General features: G+C 41.5%; 18 protein-coding genes. 7 read left to right on the top strand and 11 right to left on the bottom strand.

The genetic code is table 11. The annotated features are described in order from the left end of the window. Nucleotides 1-4: 4 nt before the first annotated feature. Nucleotides 5-1,231 carry a sensor histidine kinase gene (locus KJ365_RS05245; RefSeq protein ID WP_214450583.1) on the bottom strand — a complete coding sequence of 409 codons (1,227 nt, stop codon included), beginning with the start codon at nucleotides 1,229-1,231 and terminating at the stop codon, nucleotides 5-7. Then, complete coding sequence (locus tag KJ365_RS05240) at nucleotides 1,224-1,913, bottom strand: response regulator transcription factor (protein ID WP_214450582.1); 690 nt, start codon at nucleotides 1,911-1,913, stop codon at nucleotides 1,224-1,226. The genes KJ365_RS05245 and KJ365_RS05240 overlap by 8 nt, the downstream gene beginning before the upstream one ends. Before the next feature lie 270 nt (nucleotides 1,914-2,183). Here KJ365_RS05240 and KJ365_RS05235 point away from each other — a divergent pair, with 270 nt between their 5' ends. The 3 genes from KJ365_RS05235 to KJ365_RS05225 all read left to right on the top strand — a co-directional run bounded on the left by KJ365_RS05235 (nucleotide 2,184) and on the right by KJ365_RS05225 (nucleotide 5,573). After that, nucleotides 2,184-3,137 carry a S41 family peptidase gene (locus KJ365_RS05235; RefSeq protein ID WP_214450581.1) on the top strand — a complete coding sequence of 318 codons (954 nt, stop codon included), beginning with the start codon at nucleotides 2,184-2,186 and terminating at the stop codon, nucleotides 3,135-3,137. A gap of 83 nt (nucleotides 3,138-3,220) precedes the next feature. Then, complete coding sequence (locus KJ365_RS05230) at nucleotides 3,221-4,285, top strand: type 1 glutamine amidotransferase domain-containing protein (RefSeq protein WP_214450580.1); 1,065 nt, start codon at nucleotides 3,221-3,223, stop codon at nucleotides 4,283-4,285. A 43-nt stretch (nucleotides 4,286-4,328) separates the two neighbouring features. Then, entirely contained in the window at nucleotides 4,329-5,573 is a 1,245-nt protein-coding gene (locus KJ365_RS05225; protein ID WP_214450579.1) for an aspartyl protease family protein, read from the top strand. 150 nt (nucleotides 5,574-5,723) lie between these two features. Here the strand turns inward: KJ365_RS05225 and KJ365_RS05220 are convergent, their stop codons facing one another. Beyond that, nucleotides 5,724-6,305, bottom strand: coding sequence for a putative outer membrane beta-barrel protein (locus KJ365_RS05220; RefSeq protein WP_214450578.1), 582 nt, complete (start codon nucleotides 6,303-6,305; stop codon nucleotides 5,724-5,726). Between the two features lie 246 nt (nucleotides 6,306-6,551). Then, complete coding sequence (locus tag KJ365_RS05215) at nucleotides 6,552-7,763, bottom strand: sensor histidine kinase (RefSeq protein ID WP_214450577.1); 1,212 nt, start codon at nucleotides 7,761-7,763, stop codon at nucleotides 6,552-6,554. A gap of 216 nt (nucleotides 7,764-7,979) precedes the next feature. Here KJ365_RS05215 and KJ365_RS05210 point away from each other — a divergent pair, with 216 nt between their 5' ends. Next, a complete protein-coding gene (locus KJ365_RS05210) occupies nucleotides 7,980-9,149 on the top strand; it encodes a serine hydrolase domain-containing protein (protein ID WP_214450576.1) in 1,170 nt (389 codons plus the stop codon). Nucleotides 9,150-10,159: 1,010 nt separating this feature from the next. Here KJ365_RS05210 and KJ365_RS05205 read toward each other — a convergent pair. From KJ365_RS05205 to KJ365_RS05195, 3 genes are all read right to left on the bottom strand, one after another. After that, nucleotides 10,160-10,348, bottom strand: coding sequence for a hypothetical protein (locus tag KJ365_RS05205; protein ID WP_214450575.1), 189 nt, complete (start codon nucleotides 10,346-10,348; stop codon nucleotides 10,160-10,162). 105 nt (nucleotides 10,349-10,453) lie between these two features. After that, a complete protein-coding gene (locus KJ365_RS05200) occupies nucleotides 10,454-10,663 on the bottom strand; it encodes a hypothetical protein (protein ID WP_214450574.1) in 210 nt (69 codons plus the stop codon). Between the two features lie 751 nt (nucleotides 10,664-11,414). Beyond that, on the bottom strand, nucleotides 11,415-11,675 hold the full coding sequence (locus KJ365_RS05195) for a hypothetical protein (protein WP_214450573.1): 261 nt from the start codon (nucleotides 11,673-11,675) through the stop codon (nucleotides 11,415-11,417). Nucleotides 11,676-11,953: 278 nt separating this feature from the next. Between KJ365_RS05195 and KJ365_RS05190 the strand changes: the two genes are divergently transcribed. Together KJ365_RS05190 and KJ365_RS05185 are read left to right on the top strand one after the other, a co-directional pair. Then, on the top strand, nucleotides 11,954-12,835 hold the full coding sequence (locus KJ365_RS05190) for a DMT family transporter (RefSeq protein ID WP_250884041.1): 882 nt from the start codon (nucleotides 11,954-11,956) through the stop codon (nucleotides 12,833-12,835). Nucleotides 12,836-12,953: 118 nt separating this feature from the next. Continuing rightward, nucleotides 12,954-13,520 (top strand): acyloxyacyl hydrolase, encoded by a 567-nt coding sequence (locus KJ365_RS05185; RefSeq protein ID WP_250884040.1) that lies wholly within the window; start codon nucleotides 12,954-12,956, stop codon nucleotides 13,518-13,520. Nucleotides 13,521-13,599: 79 nt separating this feature from the next. On the opposite strand, the gene KJ365_RS05180 is transcribed toward KJ365_RS05185, so the two are convergent. Continuing rightward, complete coding sequence (locus tag KJ365_RS05180; protein WP_214450572.1) at nucleotides 13,600-14,112, bottom strand: hypothetical protein; 513 nt, start codon at nucleotides 14,110-14,112, stop codon at nucleotides 13,600-13,602. A gap of 203 nt (nucleotides 14,113-14,315) precedes the next feature. On the opposite strand from KJ365_RS05180, the gene nrtS reads away from it, so the two are divergent. Continuing rightward, nucleotides 14,316-14,576, top strand: a complete 261-nt coding sequence (nrtS, locus tag KJ365_RS05175; protein WP_214450571.1) for a nitrate/nitrite transporter NrtS — start codon at nucleotides 14,316-14,318, stop codon at nucleotides 14,574-14,576. Here nrtS and hslU read toward each other — a convergent pair. The 3 genes from hslU to KJ365_RS05160 all read right to left on the bottom strand — a co-directional run bounded on the left by hslU (nucleotide 14,566) and on the right by KJ365_RS05160 (nucleotide 17,195). Beyond that, nucleotides 14,566-15,897 (bottom strand): ATP-dependent protease ATPase subunit HslU, encoded by a 1,332-nt coding sequence (gene hslU, locus KJ365_RS05170; protein WP_214450570.1) that lies wholly within the window; start codon nucleotides 15,895-15,897, stop codon nucleotides 14,566-14,568. The two genes, nrtS and hslU, sit on opposite strands and share 11 nt — an antisense overlap. Nucleotides 15,898-15,960: 63 nt before the next feature. Further along, nucleotides 15,961-16,485: an ATP-dependent protease subunit HslV gene (gene hslV, locus KJ365_RS05165; RefSeq protein ID WP_214450569.1), complete on the bottom strand. Its 525-nt coding sequence runs from the start codon at nucleotides 16,483-16,485 to the stop codon at nucleotides 15,961-15,963. A 131-nt stretch (nucleotides 16,486-16,616) separates the two neighbouring features. Next, nucleotides 16,617-17,195, bottom strand: coding sequence for an SPOR domain-containing protein (locus tag KJ365_RS05160; protein WP_214450568.1), 579 nt, complete (start codon nucleotides 17,193-17,195; stop codon nucleotides 16,617-16,619). Nucleotides 17,196-17,315: the final 120 nt, after the last annotated feature.

Here is a 17,315-nt window from a genome sequence, read left to right as displayed (position 1 = left end):
AGCGCTAGAGAATTGTTGTAATAGCAACTCTGTAGATACAGTGTTCTTGCTCAATTGTAACGCCCCAACCCATTTCTTCAACGATACGTTTTACAAGATACTGACCGTGCCCCAAGCCTTGATAGTAGGGGCGGTCTTGTGTAGCTTCCAATGAGTTTTCAAAAATGAGTTTATGGCCAGCAGAACGGATACTCATAGCTTTACCATTTCCATGATAAAGCCCATTATTTACCAGGTTTTGGCAAAGCAAACCAAACAATAGCTCATTTCCTATGACATGCATTTTAGGATCAACAGCAATGCTGGCATCAAAAGAAAGGTCGGGATACAAATGGTAAACCTTCAGCACCGTCTTCTCGACAATCGGTAGCACTTTAAATTCTTTGAACTGCAAGTTTTCTTGTCTGGCTAACGCTAAAAGTATTTCGATAGTCTGTTCAAGCTCATTGGCAGATTGTTTCAATAAGTTGTGCTCAGCTGTGCTACCCACCTTTAAATGATTAAGTGTTAAGGTATTTTTAATTAAAGTGATGGGCGTGCGTAACTCATGACTAACATCGCGAGTAAAGTTTCGTTCCCGCTGCAATAATATTTGAATCTTTTTATAAGAGTCTTCAAGCGCTTTTGCTAGCTTTCCAATTTCATCTGTTCTGTCTAAACCAAACATGGATGTTACGGCCATATTTTGTTCAGATCTAAGGTCAGCAGTACTCCCTCTCGCTTCAACATTTTCAGTCAGTTGTTGAATAGGGCGCGAGAGCCATTTAGACAGATACCAAGAGCTCAACAAACATAAAACAAAAGCACTTCCAGAAATACTATAAAGAAACAACGATTTATATTGGCTGAGATATTCGTTCGCAGAAAAGGCATTTATGTTCATCAGTAGTAATTGAGGATTTTGCTCAATCATTAACATTCTGAAGACGAATTGCTGCTCATCCTTTGTTTCAAAACTTCCACTACGCGCATCGCCAACGGCGGTAATTATTTCATTGGGTACCATTTCCATGTTGGTGTATAAAACTGTATTTAGTATTGTTGGCGTTAATAGAGTATTAGTGCTTGTGGTTAAGCGTTGCTCTTCTTGCGCGAGTATAGATTGATAAGCATTAGCTTCTGCGATTTCTATTAATATCGATGAGAAGCGTATAAAAGAAATACAGATGATTAATGATAAACACGTAAAGGCAAGCATTAGTCTATTTTGTAAGCTTGTAAACCTAATCATCTATATCCTTTAACTGATAACCAATATTGCTGATTGTATGAAGAATAGGTTTTCCTGTTACCTGTTCGGTCGCTTTTCTAAGCGCATAAATGTGTGATTTTAGCGCATTGCTCTCCGGCGGTTCATCGCCCCAAACGTGCTCAATTAATTCTGACCGGCTAACTGGGTACGGCATTTCGCTGAGTAACTTATGCAATAGCTTGAAGCCCACCTTAGTCACTTTTACATTTTCACTGCTCCATAGCACCTCAAACGATCTGATGTCGAGAGATAGCAACCCATGAGAAACCACAGTGTTTTGATGCAACTCAGACCGTCTTGACATCGCCTCGCATCGCAAAACTAACTCTCGTAAATCAAAAGGTTTAGTAAGATAGTCATCAGCGCCTTTGCCAAACCCTTTGACTTTATCCTCAAAAGCATCTCTTGCCGTAAGCATCAAGATTGGTATGTTAACACTGGCCTGACTCTTGATTTCTTCGCATACTCGTAAGCCATCAATATCAGGTAAATTTAAGTCCAAAATAATAACATCAAAAGTATGTTCTAACGCTAGTCTGACTCCTAACTTCCCCGTTGCCGCATAATCTACATCCCAACAATGGCCTTCAAGAAAAGCAATAATTTGATTCGCTATTGCTTGGTTGTCTTCCACAAGAAGCACGCGTAATTTACTCGTCATATAGCTCTCCTTATGAATAAACCTGAATAAATCAGTTTTATTCATCCAAAATCGTAATGAGTAGCCTACTTATCGAAAGTGATATGAGGGTGAAATTTATTCTTTTATTACATTTCACCCCAAATTTACTCAAGAGTACTGATGATTGTTAATTCATTCAATAAACGAGGTAATCACGTGCTTCAGATGAAAAGTAATATAAATCGAAAAAGTGTATTCTCGTTGAGGTACATTAGAGTCTACTTCAGCAGTCGAAAAAATTGTATTCTTATGCTTGCTTCACTGTTTCTCCTAATTACGAACCAATCCTTTGCACAACATGAAAACGTTGAATCTGTTGAGTTGAGCGAAAAGATGATACTTGAGTTAGTTGAGGAATTGAAAAATAAAATAGATCTCTATTACGTAGAAATTGCTAGCATCCCTGACATTCTCAATCAGTTGGAACAACTTAAAGGTGATAGTGGGCTCGCTAATGTAAAAAGCCAGCAAGACTTCACGCGGTTTATAAACACAGTCCTTCAAAAAAATGACCAACACTTTTCGGTATCGATCAACCCTAAGAATAGCGGGTTACAAAACAAAGAATCTTGGTTTGAAAAGCTCGCAAGACTTAATTTTGGTTTCGAGCGTGTTGATGTCTCTGACAACAATATAGGTTTTCTAAGTTTCTGGGGGTTTGCTGATCTAAACGAGACTTCAAAAGAAGTGATTTCAAATCACATGCGAGAAATCGAAAATGTTGATGGCCTTATCATCGATTTAAGAGACAATGGTGGTGGCAGTGGACAAACTGTGCAGTATATATCGAGCTACTTTTTGGAAGGTAGGCAGCACCTCAATAGCTTTTACTCAAGAGCCTCGGATAGTTTCGAAGACTCTTATACAAACCCTGCCATTAATTTCCCTAATTTAAGCCAAGTCCCAATAGTCATAATTATTGGGCCAAAGACATTTTCAGCTGCCGAAGAGTTTGCCTATAACTTCAAACACATGTCGCGTGCAATGCTCATTGGAAAAACAAGTAAAGGAGGTGCCAACCCTTGGCAATATTTTGAACTCCAACATGGACTGCGAATTGCCATACCAACTGCGAAAGCAATCAACCCTATTACTCAATCAAATTGGGAGCGTGTTGGCGTGCAGCCGCACCTATATACAGAACTTGAAGATGCTGAACAGCAAGCCACGAAGCTACTAATGAGGAAGTTGACAAAGCACTGATTAAAAAGAGAGTTTTTTATCATAAAAATTGACCTTGAATTTACCGCACTTTCACTAAACTCATACTTTTTGAAGGAAGAAGTATGTTTAAGAAGATTGGTCTCATTATTCTCACTATCATCATTTGCATTACTAGCTTTGTAGCCTGGTTTATTAGTCTTCTTGGAGACGAGCTTAAAACTGACTATAGCCAGCAATCTCCAAAAGACATTCGCTATATTTCACAGGGAATTAAAGAAAGTCGTGGTCGCATACTAGCAGTACTGACTAGTGAAGACACATTAGGAGCAACTGGGAAAAGCACTGGTTATGAACTTACTGAGTTGGCCCGGGCATTTTACGTTTTCCAAACTAATGGGTTTACCGTTGATGTAGCCAGTGTTGAAGGCGGCGAACCCTCTATGGTCATAGACTCTGATGATATGGGCAAGTTTGACTATGCTTTTTTGAATGACGAAAAAGCAATGCTTAAAGTAAAAAATTCTTTTGCTATTGAAAGTGTAAGCTTATCAAATTACGACGCCATATACTTCGTTGGCGGCAAGGGGGCAATGTTCGACTTTTCAAGTGACGCAAGTATCAAGGCAGCGGTGTCTTATTTTTGGCAAACTAACAAAGTCATTGCTGCCGTATGTCATGGACCAGCTGCATTCGTTGATGTTGTTTCTGCCACGGGTGAGTATTTTCTTGAAAACAAAAAAGTTTCTGCTTTTACAAATAGCGAAGAGCTCTTTTTAATTCCCAATGCTAAAAATATTTTCCCCTTTTTATTAGAAACAAAATTAACTGAGCAAGGCGCCACTTTTATCGCCGGTGAAAATTACCTCAACCAAGTCAGTATTCACGACAACTTGATTACCGGGCAAAATCCTTGGTCAGTTTGGGAGGTTGCTGAAGAGGCGATTAAGGCCTTAGGGTATGAGCCATTACCTAGAGTAAAAACGCCAGAAGAAAATAGTATAGAAATTCTGAAAACCTTTGCTACTCAAGGCCATGATAATGCTCTAAAGCTGATACGCGAGATTAACCAAAACCCGAGCGCAAATATTAGTAGGCTTACCATTGCAACCCACGCTCTCGTAGCAGGGATTAAAGGAGAGCTTTATAAATCCTCTCGATTATTGATGCTCTTAAACGCGGTTGAGTAACTCAATGCACACACTTTTTACCCTAGTCAAATCAGGACCAACCATGAAGATATTTCTACAACTATTTGCTCTAATCATTATATTTTGCTTTGCCTTATCTAGCTGCTCAATCATTAACAGCCTGAGAATGATGAACGCTAACAATGAAATCAAACCGATTTGGAAAACGGCACAGCACAATAAACAAATTCTCACTGCTTATTATATTGGCGAAAAACCATATATTAAATTGAAAGTTAATCAACAACACGAACTGCTATTCTTAATCGATACCGGCGCCTCATTCACGATGCTTTTCGATACGCCTGAAGTTTCAAAAATGGAGTTCGAAAAAGGCTTTTCACTTGCCGTGGCAGGCTGGGGCGAAGGCGAAAATACGCCAGCATATCAAACCCAGCTATCTGAAATTGAGATAAGCGATATTTCCTTCGAAAAGGTTGATGTAGCGTACATTCCTATAAGTACTAGCCAATATTATTTAAGAGAAGAAGAGGCGATTTTTGATGGTGTTATTGGACATGACCTAATGAAGCATTTTGTATGGACCTTTGATAAAAGAAATCAAACAATTTCTTTGTCGGCTAGATCAAGTCAGACGCTAGAAACAGACGTGGTACTACCGTTTAAGACCTCACTTTCAAAAATTAGCATACCAAGCACGGTCTATTTTAATGAGCAAGACAGTATCACTAGAAATATTGTGATAGATACCGGTAGTCGACACTATATGAAAATGAATACTGCCTATGCTCATCAAAATGATATCAGACTACCATCGTCTTCAATTAGCGCTGCAGATTTTGGTCTGAGCGGCAAGGCACCTCACCAGCGATTGACACTGCCAGCTTTGCAATTAGGGGACCTCACATTGCGCAATATCAAAACTAACATCATAAAGAGCAATGACGAAGACGATTGGTGGATATTGGGTAGCGCCTTGTTAAACCAATTTGTTACGATAATCGATTATCCAAATCAACAATTCATTATACGTCCCTACGCAGATGTAGAATTCAAAACTCTGTATAATTTAGCTGGTCTTGATCTCAGAAAGTTACGAGGAGGCAATCTTATCGTTCGTTACGTCTATCCAAAGCTTCCAGGAGACGTTGCTACCATTAAAGCAGGTGACGTTGTGAGTTCAATTAATAATAAGGCTAGTGACACAATCTCAGAGGAAGATTGGCTTTTGATGGCAAGCAAGCCCAGAGAGTTTACATTATGCTTTACAACCGACACATGTAAAAACTTTCAAACAGAAGAAATAAAAGGATATTCGGTTCCGTAACATCGCAGTTTGGTAATATTGTTGTGGATGAATTGCTCACAACAGCTGCCACGCCTAGAGCCGATAATAATTGGTGTTGACCGAAAAGCCCAACTTCGTTTTTATAGCGAGGTCAGGCTTCTTTATGTTAATACCGGCGTAGCTACTTAATCAAAATGCGTATCTAATGCTCATATTCACGACTTCTTGATCAGAGTACTTGGTATATTCAATGCCCGCGAAGAAACCCCACAGATCATACAGAGCACCAAGCCTATATGCTTTTTGGTCGGCATCACCATCCCAATTTTGTGCTTCTAATCCACCAAATACCTCTAAGTCTGGTGTTAGCTGGTAGCGGATGTTTGTTGCTGCACTGTAGAAGTCTGTGTCTGCGCTTGCAGAATCATTATCTCTGGTGCCCGTCATATCAAAATTACCTAAACCTAGTCTGTAATCAAGTGTTATTCTGGATGAAATATTATGGATATATCCAAGCGAGAACTGTCGTTGTAATACATCAAGTTTGAAACCATCTAGAGAATCTGAAGTATCGGTATGTTTGTATTCAGCAAAAAAGCCATACCCTATCTCAGCACTTGCTCTGAGTTCATATCCACTCAGATTAAATGATTCAATATCCGCTATTTCTGATTTTACATAACCTGCCTGAAGGTAACTATAAGAGGGTTGAGCTGCATTTGCGAAACTGCAAAGCGATAAGCATAAGGTAGGGAGAATAAATTTATACATGTTTGTCCTTTATTGGTTTATTTAAACGCCATAAAGGTTAGCGTCTCGTTGGTGAATTAATGGTGAAAGCAACATGGATATAACTGTTTGAGTCGATATGCACAATTGAAAGAAAATAAAGTGGTATTAACAATGACGCCGATTGTCCTTACCGGCTTCCTACTTAAAGCTGGTTTTTAATTTCTACACGGTAGATGGTGGCGCAAGCAATAGAGGTGACCTGAATAGGTTTCCGGCCGAGAGGTGCTAAGTTTTTGCTGTATGAATTTCTGCAATATAACGTGTACCTTTTTGCTCAAGATGCAGGGTCCAGTGCATAGCGTTGGCAATTCTTTCTACTAAATACTGGCCATGCCCAAGCCCTTGATAATCCGAGTTTTCATGTTCACCAATGTTGTTTTCAAAAACTAACGTACTGCCCTTATTATAAATCGACATACTGCCATCACCACTGTGATAATAGGCGTTGTTGACCAAGTTTTGACACATAAGAAGCACTAAATATGGATTGCCTATCACCTTAAATTGCTCGTCAAGCGACAGTTTGACATCAAATGTCATGTTTAAGTTGGCTTTGTACAAAGTTAATACACTACGTTCCAATATGGGCAGTACGCGTATTTCATTCAATATAAGGTTTTCGTCCCTTGCTAAGGCTAATAATACTTCTACCGTTTTCTCTAAGTCTTCTGAAACCTGCGTAAGTAAGACTTTGTCGTTTTCAGTAAATGGTGAATCGGCACGCAAAGCGAGAGTGTTTTTAAGCAGCGTAATGGGCGTTCTAAGTTCATGACTGACGTCTCGAGTAAAGTTTTTCTCACGGGCTAATAATAAAGATATGCGCTCGAAAGCAGCAGAAAAGGCAAAATTAAGTTTGCCAATTTCGTCGTTACGCCTCTGCGGCAGAGTAGCGTTAAATTTTTCCCCTACTTCATGATCGAGCACATTTTCAGTGAGTTGTTTTATTGGCTTTGCAATACGCTGAGAAAGCGCATAAGCAATTGTTGTTGATACCAACATTACTAAAGTAGTTACACCAAGCACAAACCAAAACATCATCGAGCTTACGTGGGTTATTACTTGAATGTCTGTACCGTCAATTGTTAACCAAAGGTCTGAGTTGTCACCAAGTAAATAGCGCTCAATATGTATGTTTCGGCCGTGAACTGAAAACTCTTTTTCGAACTTGTTTTGTTCATAACCACGTTTGATAGCCGGTGGAAACTCAGACTCCCTCGTGTACAGCTCAATATAATCCAATCGAGGCTGAATAATATGACCGTTTTTGTCGAAATATTGTTGAATATATTTTGCTTCTTCATGCATCACTTGCCTAACCACATCATCTTCAGTGATGGCGGCAAACAACCATGTAATACATGCAAATAGCACACATATTGCAGCTGATAGGCTGCCAAATGTGATAAAAACCCGGCGACTAATTGAGGCTGATGACATGTTTATTACTCAATTGATTAAAACATTACAGGGTGGTGTTGTTATGTATCAAAAACCACAATTACACTTCAGCGCTTTGTGAATGCAATGAACGATCCTAGCAGAAATCACTTCAAAAATAAGCTTGGTTAACAATGTTCGTTCACCCTTATTTCACTTTGAAGATTTTACTATTTGCTCGTTACGAAACGGTACATTACCTACGAGGATATAAGTATGATAAACATAAAGGTGTTTCAAAAAACGATGTTAGCGAGTGTCGTGTGTTTAGGTCTAGCCGCTTGTGGTTCAAGTAGCGATCCAAACTCATCGATTATACCAACCCCAAAGCCTACGCCAAGTGGCGATTATCAGGACATGTTACAAGCCGCAGTAGATTCTGGCGTGCCTGGAGTAGTGATGGCAATAGAAAGCCCCGAAATAAACTTTATCGGTGCAGCAGGAGTTGCAGACCTTGACACACTGGAACCTATGCAAACGTATCATCAAATGCCTACCGGTAGTTCAGGTAAAAAAGCCACTGCTCTATTAGTGGCTATGCTGCACGAAGAGGGCATGCTGGATATGGACTACCCAATATCAACATGGCTACCCAGTACTATTTTGTCCCGTATTGAAAATAGCGAGAGCATGACCCTTCGCCAGTTGCTCAATCACACTGCTGGTCTTTGGGATTACTTAGATGACGGTAGTTCAGACAAATGGTTTGAAGCTATTATTGACAACCCAACATCGGTTAAAACCGATATTTTTGCCTTGCAGTTTGCCCTTGATCAACCTGCATACTTTGCTCCTGGTGAAGCATTTAACTATTCGAATACCGGCTATTTATTAGCGGGATTAATTCTTGATGAGATACTAGGCGAGCACCACCACAACGCCATGCGCGAGCGCTTGTTTATAGGATTAGGCATGAATAATACTTATTACAATGGCCTAGAAAAAGACATGGGCAGTATTATTTCGGGATACGCAGAATTTGATGATGAAATTGAAAACACCAAATTCATTTACGAAAACATCGGTGTGGCAGATGCACCGTTAGTTTCGACAGTAGAAGACATGTCAATATTATTGCGTGCTATCGTAAGTGAAAACTCAAGCCTAGATAGCGAAGTTACTGATCACCTATTTGCCAATAATCGACTTGTACAGGTAAACAGCGAAACGCAATACGGCCTTGGGATATTTTATCAAAAAATTAACGGTAAAGACGTATATCATCATGGCGGCGGCGACCCCGGTTACATTACTGAAAATTACTACGTGGCAGACAGCGATCTTACATTAACTGTATTTTTTAACTGCAGTGGTTACCAAGCTTGCCAAGCTCCCGCGGCTAACTTTATGAACAATGTACTTGCAACTATTTTCGAGGATAACTAACAGGGTGATGGTTTGCTTTTTGTTGGACTAAGTGTATCAAAATGAATCGTCCAGATTTCATATGACAGCTTTACCAGTGCAGGTAGCTCGAGTCCGTCAGGCGGGGATGCAGAAGCAATACAAGGTTTGTTAATTCTTTAGATAGATGAAATGGTTATTTATACAGACCTAGTATCGGGAAAAGGAAGTAAACTCCAACTATTGAGGAGAGTTTCGAGTAATGAAGCTGGTAACTAACAGAAGAGTTCCCAGCTTCATCACGTTTTGCGGAGAGGGTGTTCTGGTCAATAAAACTCAATCTTACAGAATTCGTCGTATTTGAGTTTGAGGAACTTTAAGCTGATAGCGGTTTGAGATGGAGTCAACGCGGGACTCTAAATGAGGCTGTAACTTAATTTGTGCTACTGTCTACCATAAATTACTCCATTGAGAATTGAATACACGCTAGGACAAATGAATAAGAAAAAGCCAGTGGCTTTTGCCATGGAAGCTGCAAAAGGTATTAAATCCCTTGAAGACCTGCATGAGCTAATCGACAGCCTTTACTGGACAGGTTTCCGTTTGAATTCTTCTAGCTTTTGATATGCTAGCAGTGCATGAACCATCGGTCTATGAAAAAAGTTGAATACCGACTTGCTGATATCGTATTACATAGCGTTCAATGGAGCGATGAGACTTACTGAGTTACTTAGCAGTGTTGGCAATTGCTATCCTGCCTTCAACCACTATAGCAATAATATCAACGGTGAGTTGAGCTTTAGAATCCATCACGATCACCCTCAACATACTTCAAATATTCAAAAAAGAATATTACCAGACATATAAAAAAGTGACCGACAGTTTCCCTTGGTAATTAGCAATTACGACAGAATCGCTTGGTAATTAATATACGACAAAGTCGCTTGGTGTTAACAGCTTTATATGTGCTAGCTCAGACTTGATCTGACACTTACCCGTTATTCAAACAGCCAAACCAGATCTAAATTGACTGCTCGAAACACGGTATCTTTCTAGTTGGTGAGTTTTGCAAAGGCTTTAGGATGTTGCTCTTCACACGAGTCGCTAACGAAAACCTCAAGCAAATCGCTAAAATTAGCTTCTATTTTTTGCTTAATCGCTGATGATTTACCAAAAATCATCCACAAATCCTGTTTTAGCTGGTATTCAGCAATTTTTTTATCTCGTGTAATAGGAGGCAAACCCTCCTGACTTCTCTGATAGTTTTCGATTGAAGTGAACGGTGAAATACAAATTAAGATCCAATACTATTGAGTATTAACTCCAGTACTACGACAAACGTAGCGTTATTTGTCCAACCATTTATCGATAGTTTTTTGATTCTTATGCACCCAAAGATAAATGGCAAATGCACATCCACACAAGGCCAATACTAAAATGAAAACGCCACCGGTGTTTGCAGTTTCGAGCAGCCCAAACTGAATAAAAAATAGTGAAATAGATATTGTGAGCGCTATCCACGCAGCATATAAGAACCGTTTTTGGTTTGAATTCATTGTAAAACTCCTAAAAAGCGCCAACGCCATAGCCAATATACCGAAGCAGCTAGCGAAATCAACGCCAACGCCAAAGATGCCGCTGATAGGGGAAAGAGGCGTATCGGCTCTTCAAGCAGGTAGAGCGCTTGCTAAAAAAGACGAGTAGTTACGCGAAATCGGTGAGTCAGATCGCATGACACCTAAATTCGTTAAGCCCGCTAACTAATCCGCTATTGTAAAAACCAGATAAATTAGTTTAGTTTCCAAGACCTAAACTCGCTCTTGCTGAAGAGCGACTTATTTTCAAAACAGCGATGCTATTTACATTTTCGTTTTATGGTGCCGCTGTCCTCTAATTTGCCGAAAAAATATATAACTAGCTAAGCATCTCTTTGAACATCAATCTTCCAATCGCCCACATAATTTAAATACCCACGCTTAGGCACTCTGGGCATCTAAATGATCACCAGTAGCACCGGTGCAGCCCAATTAATTACTTGTTTTCTTTTTCGTATGATGCACCTTTGCCATAGCAATAACCAAACCATAGAGCTACAGTTAAAAAATACAATATTAGTCCAGTTTCAGATGTTAGGCTCGTAAAAGCCAGTATAATGGTGATTGTTGCCAACAAGATTATTAGAGCAATTAAGCGCAACGGTGTAACTGCAATTTTTAGATGTTTAAACGACATTATATTCTCCTTTTTATAGCTTCTTTTTTAGCTGGGACGGCTTAGAAAAGCCAAACCGACCCAGCTCGCAGTCTATCAGTTGATAAGATCGTACAGCTCAGAACCAAGCCACGCACCAAACTCATCAGCGCCGACAGATGTTGCAGCCAAATACCCAGCAACTCCTGCACCCGAAATCAGGCTGCCTGCAACTGCAGCACCCGCCACAACGCCTATAGATGCGCCAGACGCAGCAGCACCAAGGCCGCCAGCGAAAGCACCCCAAGCGCCTGCTTCACCCATTGAAATCGTACCACCACTCACTTGTATTTGCTCTTCAAGACTTAATTCAGTCATCAAATAATCCTTTATTTAAGTAATAATTAATAGTTAGTTGGAGAGTTAGTTTGTGCAAGCTTCTGATCGACCAGCTTATCTATAATTGGATATTGGCTTTTGTCAATTAGTAACTCTTGCAACAACTCTCAATAACGAGAATACCAGAATAATTATTGCTGTCACCGCAACAACAGGACAGTTTAACTTGCCCTTGATAACTTCACTGCTACAAATCCATAGGTTTGAAAAAGTCTTCATGTTAATCTTTAGTTCTTTGTATCGACGCGCCAGCCATTTTGCTTACAGTATTACGCCCTTATTTCCCAGTATTGTTCTTGCTCGTTTGGAGCGCAGGCTATGCGATGGCAAAGCTCGCGCTAGTCTATACGCAGCCGCTAAACCTGCTCGCATTTCGATTCTTCGGCGCATTCATCGCCTTATCTCCAATAGTGTTACTTTGGCGACTCCCACTTCCTAATCTAAAGCAATCGGGCGCACTCATGGCCACTGGGGTATTTTTGCATATTGGTCACTTTGGCAGCCTTTACGTGGGGATGAAACTTGGGGCGAGCGCAAACATTATGGCGCTTTTTGCGGCAAGCCAGCCGGTTTTAGTGATCATCTCTGCAGCTTTGTTAGCAAGAAAAATACCTGCGTGGAATGTTTGGGCAAGTCTGAGTCTTGGTCTAATCGGCGCAGCCTTGATCATTGGCGTAGACATGCAGGGTAATAAGGGGTATTTGCTCGGTGCAATATTAGGGTTTACCGCAGTTGTGGGCCTCTCTATTGGCCAAGTTATTGAAAAACAGCGTAAATTAGGCGTGCATCCGATTATGGCAACGTGGGTGCAATATGCCTTTGCGTCTGCTATCTCTATTCCTGTTGCGCTTTATTTTGAGGGACTGGTCTTTGAAGGCACATCTGAATTTTACCTCTCAACCGCATTTTTGATATTTGGAAACTCCATTGTGGGTATTTTATTGATGTTTAGCATGGTGCGCCAAGGGTCAATCGCAAAAGTTGCGTCTATCATGTTTTTAGTCCCCGCTGTAGGCGCAGTTATTGCCTGGCTTGTAGTAGGCGAAACTCTAAGTGCGGTGGCCATCCCCGGGTTTATCCTTGCCATGGTAGGCGCGCTATGGACCAATAAAATTGCAACAGGAGCCGTCAAAACCTAGTTTTACACATCACGTAGACGTACAGCCGCCTTAATTGGACTGATTGTATCTATATTGATGAAATTTAACTCAAATCATCTCGTTCTTATACAGCAACTAATGCTGATGAGAACCAACTATGCGCCATTTTAAATATCCCCTATTAAGCACGATTATGCTTGCTGGACTATTAACCCTACCCCATGTTGGACTAGCTGCTGAACAAGCATATAGCAACACCTTCGCGGTGGACTTACTGGTTGGCACCTACGACATTACCGGTGTTCGCTTAGCGTACCGCCCTTACACATATGAATTACAAGATGTGCCCTTTTTCGATAGCTTAGAAGTTTACTGGGAAGCCAGTATCAATCTTTGGGAATACGGTGAGCAAAATGAGCGAGATACCAATTTTGCTTTGGCATTGTCTCCGGTGGTCAAAAAGACCTTTTATCATATCGATAACAAATATCCCTTAAAATGGGAGTTTGGCATTGGCGTATCATTGGTCAACGACACGCAGTTTGCCGGTAAAGACATAGGCTCACATTATCAGTTTGAAGATAGAATAGGTTTGAGCGCCGATTTTGGCCAAGGCTTGCGCCAAACAGTTGCCATCAGATATATGCATTACAGTAATGGCGGATTAAACAGCAAAAACCCTGGGTTGGACTTTCTAAATGTCTCCTATGCTTACAAATTTTAATTCACCGCTTATTGAGCAGGCCAACGTTCGTAGGCCTACCTAACACCATCGCGGGATGCTATGCATTCAACCCACTTATTTACAAAATCCCTTTAGATAATACGAAAATAAGCCCTAGTATTTGAAAGCATAGAGCAATGTTTATCAGAACGTCATTATCCATTTGGGTCGACTGTGCTTGATCTAAAAACTGTTGCTTTACCAAAAATTTTTCATTGATTTGCTCAATGACTAGCTCGCTATAATCATCAAAACTACTTTCTAACACATCAAAGTCAATCTTAGGCTGTTGATCAGCACCATACATCGATAATGTCTCTAAGATAAATTGATTGGTATGAGGGTGTTCAGGCGCCGTTACCAGCAATATAACCGCTGTGTCTTTGCGTCTTTCCAATGCTCGACTGTTTTCCCAAATTTCCTCGATTTGCTGCGCAATATTATTTGCTTCTCGCTCCCAATCCCCTATGCGCTCGTTGTTTTTTGCAATAAAGTAATTCGAAATAACTGCCGAGGAAATGGTTAATGAGACTCCTAAGAATACTACTGCCCATTTAGCAATAAACTTCTTGATAGTTTTGGTACGGGGCATGACTTTCTCCTAAGGGGCAACGTGTGCATATATGAGCTACTTTTTGATGCTTTTCTTTCATCAGTATAGGCGTTTTCGAAAGAATTATGACGCTTTCCCTGTCTTGATGGTATTAGACGGTGTATTTAGAGAGGCTGTATGCATTGTGCGCACCACCACAAAGACTTAGATGGTATCAGCATGCTTTTTCAGGGGCCTTAGTAATGCGCTCACTTTTGACGCTGCTGATTGTGGGTAGCATACTTAACATGATTAATCAGCAAGACGCAATATTTGCTATAGCTGAAATATCGTGGGCGAATATGCTACTAACGTTTGTAGTGCCTTTTTTAGTGTCTACTTTTTCAGGTACCGCTGCTGCCTTACAGTGTCAGCAGCAGCGTACTAATGAGCACCAATATCGTTGCAACAACGGTGCTCAGTTAGCAAACGAAGATATGTCTTCTCACATCGTTACAGAATAAAACGACTCAAATCCTCATTCTCAATAAGCGCGTCTAGATGCGAGTTCACATATTCTGCGTCAATGGTAAAAGACTCACCACTTTTGTCTGAAGCGTCAAAAGAGATATCTTCCATCAAACGCTCAAGCACAGTATGTAGCCGTCTGGCCCCTATATTTTCGGTTTTTTCATTCACCTGCCAGGCCGCTTCAGCAATTTGTTGAATACCCGATTCGGTAAACTCTACATCCACGCCTTCGGTTTTTAGTAAGGCTTTATACTGCTCAGTTAGCGATGCGCTAGGCTCCGTTAGTATGCGCACGAAATCACCCACTTTAAGCGCCTGAAGCTCAACCCGAATAGGCAAACGCCCTTGCAACTCAGGAATTAAGTCAGAGGGCTTTGACATTTGAAACGCACCAGAGGCAATAAACAATATATGGTCTGTTTTTACCATGCCGTGCTTAGTAGAAACCGTTGAGCCTTCAACCAGTGGCAATAAGTCTCTTTGTACACCTTCACGACTGACATCGCCACCGCCGGTGGCGCCCTCGCGCTTACAAATTTTATCTATCTCATCGATAAACACGATACCGTTTTGCTCTAGCGCTTCGATTGCCTGCTCTTTCAAGTCTTCTTGATTCACTAACTTGGTAGACTCTTCTTCAATCAAAAGCTTAAAAGCTTCCTTAATCTTGAGCTTCTTCTTCTTTTTCTTTTCGCCCGAAAGGTTTTGAAACATACCTTGCAGTTGATTGGTCATCTCTTCCATGCCAGGAGGTGCCATGATTTCAACGCCGACTTGCGGTAGCGCGATATCCAACTCTATTTCTTTATCGTCGAGCTGACCCTCCCGTAGCTTTTTACGAAACACCTGCCTGGTACCTTTATCTTCAGTAGGTTGCTTATCGCCAAAGCTATTTTCTGCAGGGGGCAAAAGAATGTCTAAGATGCGCTCTTCGGCCGCTTCTTCTGCTCTGAACCTCACCCTCTTAGCCGCTTGCTCCTTGGTCATTTTAACCGCAATATCCGCCAAGTCCCTGATAATGCTTTCGACTTCTTTGCCCACATAGCCCACTTCGGTGAACTTGGTCGCTTCAACCTTGATAAAAGGCGCGTTAGCCAGTTTTGCTAAACGTCGAGCAATTTCGGTTTTGCCCACGCCAGTAGGCCCTATCATCAAAATGTTTTTTGGGGTAACTTCTTGTCTCAGCTCCGCGGGGAGCTGCATTCTGCGCCAACGATTTCGAAGGGCAATCGATACGGCTCTTTTCGCATCCGCCTGCCCAACAATATGATTGTCAAGCGCGTGAACAATTTCTCTGGGTGTCATTTCCGACATAAATATTCCTAGTAATTACTTTGACCGCGCGCAACTTGTATCCCAGCGCAGTGTAAAAAAAGGTTAGTACTCAAGGGTTTCTACGGTTTGGTGTGAGTTGGTAAAGACACAAATATCACCAGCAATCGCAAGGCTTTTTTCAGCGATATCTTGGGCACTTAAATCTGTATTTTCAATAAGTGCGGTGGCCGCTGCGTTTGCAAAAGAGCCGCCTGAGCCTGTGGTGATTAAGTCATTATCTGTCTGCACGACATCGCCATTCCCTATAATCATCAACGACGCGTCTTTATCTGCCACCACAAGCACCGCTTCAAGTCTTCTAAGTGAACGATCGGTGCGCCAATCTTTGGCAAGCTCGACCGCCGCTCTAGTTAAGTGTCCCTGGTGTATTTCAAGTTTGCTTTCAAAACGCTCAAAAAGAGCAAAAGCATCTGCGGTACTTCCCGCAAAACCGGCTAGTACTTTATTGTGATAAAGGCGGCGCACCTTGCGTGCATTGCCTTTCATGACGGTGTTGCCCTGTGAGACTTGTCCATCACCTGCTACCACAACCTGATTGTTGCGGCGTACGGAAACGATAGTGGTCATTTTACTGCTCCAATATAGACATGCGCAGATAGCGCTCTTTGCTTAAAAGTGGGGAGCAACTTAGAAATTTCAAGGGTGATTAAACGTGCTTTATGGCTTGCTCAGGATCATAAGCAAGCCTGACCGACCTGTTACCAGATTTTACACCCGTTAATACCAGCACGCCTAACCTGATGGCGATGCCTCTCAGCCTCGCGTTTGCGTTCATAAGGTCCAAGCACTACTCGATACCAAATACCAGTGCTTCCTTCACTTTGCAGAATTTGTGCTTCTAAACCTTGCAGAGCGAGTTTTGCACGAAGCTCTTGGGCACGCTCAGTGGTGCGAAAAGAGCCGCATTGCATAATGAATTGACGATCACTTTGCTCGTCTTCAGGAATATCGACTTCAACGGAGTATTCCGGCAGCGCGTCAATAAATGCCCACTGCTCTTCGCCAAGCGTAGGTAGGGGATCACTATTTGGGGGCGCAGGGGTTAGGGCAACATCTGATGTTGTTGGCGATTGCGGCTTAAGTTCAGACAACTGTGATGCGTCATCCGCCTGTTCACTTTCCACATTCAACGGAGTCTTCTGCAGTTGATACAGCCCAAACACAAACGCACTGACTACGCAGATGGCCAGCACAATTCGAAGCCAGGGTGTAGGTGGTTTTTTCGCTGCTTTTTTATTGCGCTTTTGACCACGCGACACATAGTCTGTCGGTGACATAATTCCCCTCTAATCAAACACGATACATGCGCTTTGTGTATCTTCGTAATATACGAAGCGGGTTCTAATGCCCGGTGCGCGTATCTCAATATTACTCAGCAGCAAAGTATAAGGAAGTTT

The organism is Glaciecola sp. XM2 (assembly GCF_018595715.1).
GTDB lineage: Bacteria > Pseudomonadota > Gammaproteobacteria > Enterobacterales > Alteromonadaceae > Glaciecola.
Note: the sequence above shows the minus strand (reverse complement) of the source record. Positions and strands in the feature narration are given on the sequence as shown.

Excerpts from the sequence above, each read along its gene's own strand:
- KJ365_RS05245 (WP_214450583.1), bottom strand. The coding sequence starts at position 1,231 with ATGATTAGGTTTACAAGCTTACAAAATAGACTAATGCTTGCCTTTACG.
- KJ365_RS05240 (WP_214450582.1), bottom strand. The coding sequence starts at position 1,913 with ATGACGAGTAAATTACGCGTGCTTCTTGTGGAAGACAACCAAGCAATA.
- KJ365_RS05235 (WP_214450581.1), top strand. The coding sequence starts at position 2,184 with ATGCTTGCTTCACTGTTTCTCCTAATTACGAACCAATCCTTTGCACAA.
- KJ365_RS05230 (WP_214450580.1), top strand. The coding sequence starts at position 3,221 with ATGTTTAAGAAGATTGGTCTCATTATTCTCACTATCATCATTTGCATT.
- KJ365_RS05225 (WP_214450579.1), top strand. The coding sequence starts at position 4,329 with ATGAAGATATTTCTACAACTATTTGCTCTAATCATTATATTTTGCTTT.
- KJ365_RS05220 (WP_214450578.1), bottom strand. The coding sequence starts at position 6,305 with ATGTATAAATTTATTCTCCCTACCTTATGCTTATCGCTTTGCAGTTTC.
- KJ365_RS05215 (WP_214450577.1), bottom strand. The coding sequence starts at position 7,763 with ATGTCATCAGCCTCAATTAGTCGCCGGGTTTTTATCACATTTGGCAGC.
- KJ365_RS05210 (WP_214450576.1), top strand. The coding sequence starts at position 7,980 with ATGATAAACATAAAGGTGTTTCAAAAAACGATGTTAGCGAGTGTCGTG.
- KJ365_RS05200 (WP_214450574.1), bottom strand. The coding sequence starts at position 10,663 with ATGAATTCAAACCAAAAACGGTTCTTATATGCTGCGTGGATAGCGCTC.
- KJ365_RS05195 (WP_214450573.1), bottom strand. The coding sequence starts at position 11,675 with ATGACTGAATTAAGTCTTGAAGAGCAAATACAAGTGAGTGGTGGTACG.
- KJ365_RS05185 (WP_250884040.1), top strand. The coding sequence starts at position 12,954 with ATGCGCCATTTTAAATATCCCCTATTAAGCACGATTATGCTTGCTGGA.
- KJ365_RS05180 (WP_214450572.1), bottom strand. The coding sequence starts at position 14,112 with ATGCCCCGTACCAAAACTATCAAGAAGTTTATTGCTAAATGGGCAGTA.
- nrtS (WP_214450571.1), top strand. The coding sequence starts at position 14,316 with ATGCGCTCACTTTTGACGCTGCTGATTGTGGGTAGCATACTTAACATG.
- hslU (WP_214450570.1), bottom strand. The coding sequence starts at position 15,897 with ATGTCGGAAATGACACCCAGAGAAATTGTTCACGCGCTTGACAATCAT.
- hslV (WP_214450569.1), bottom strand. The coding sequence starts at position 16,485 with ATGACCACTATCGTTTCCGTACGCCGCAACAATCAGGTTGTGGTAGCA.
- KJ365_RS05160 (WP_214450568.1), bottom strand. The coding sequence starts at position 17,195 with ATGTCACCGACAGACTATGTGTCGCGTGGTCAAAAGCGCAATAAAAAA.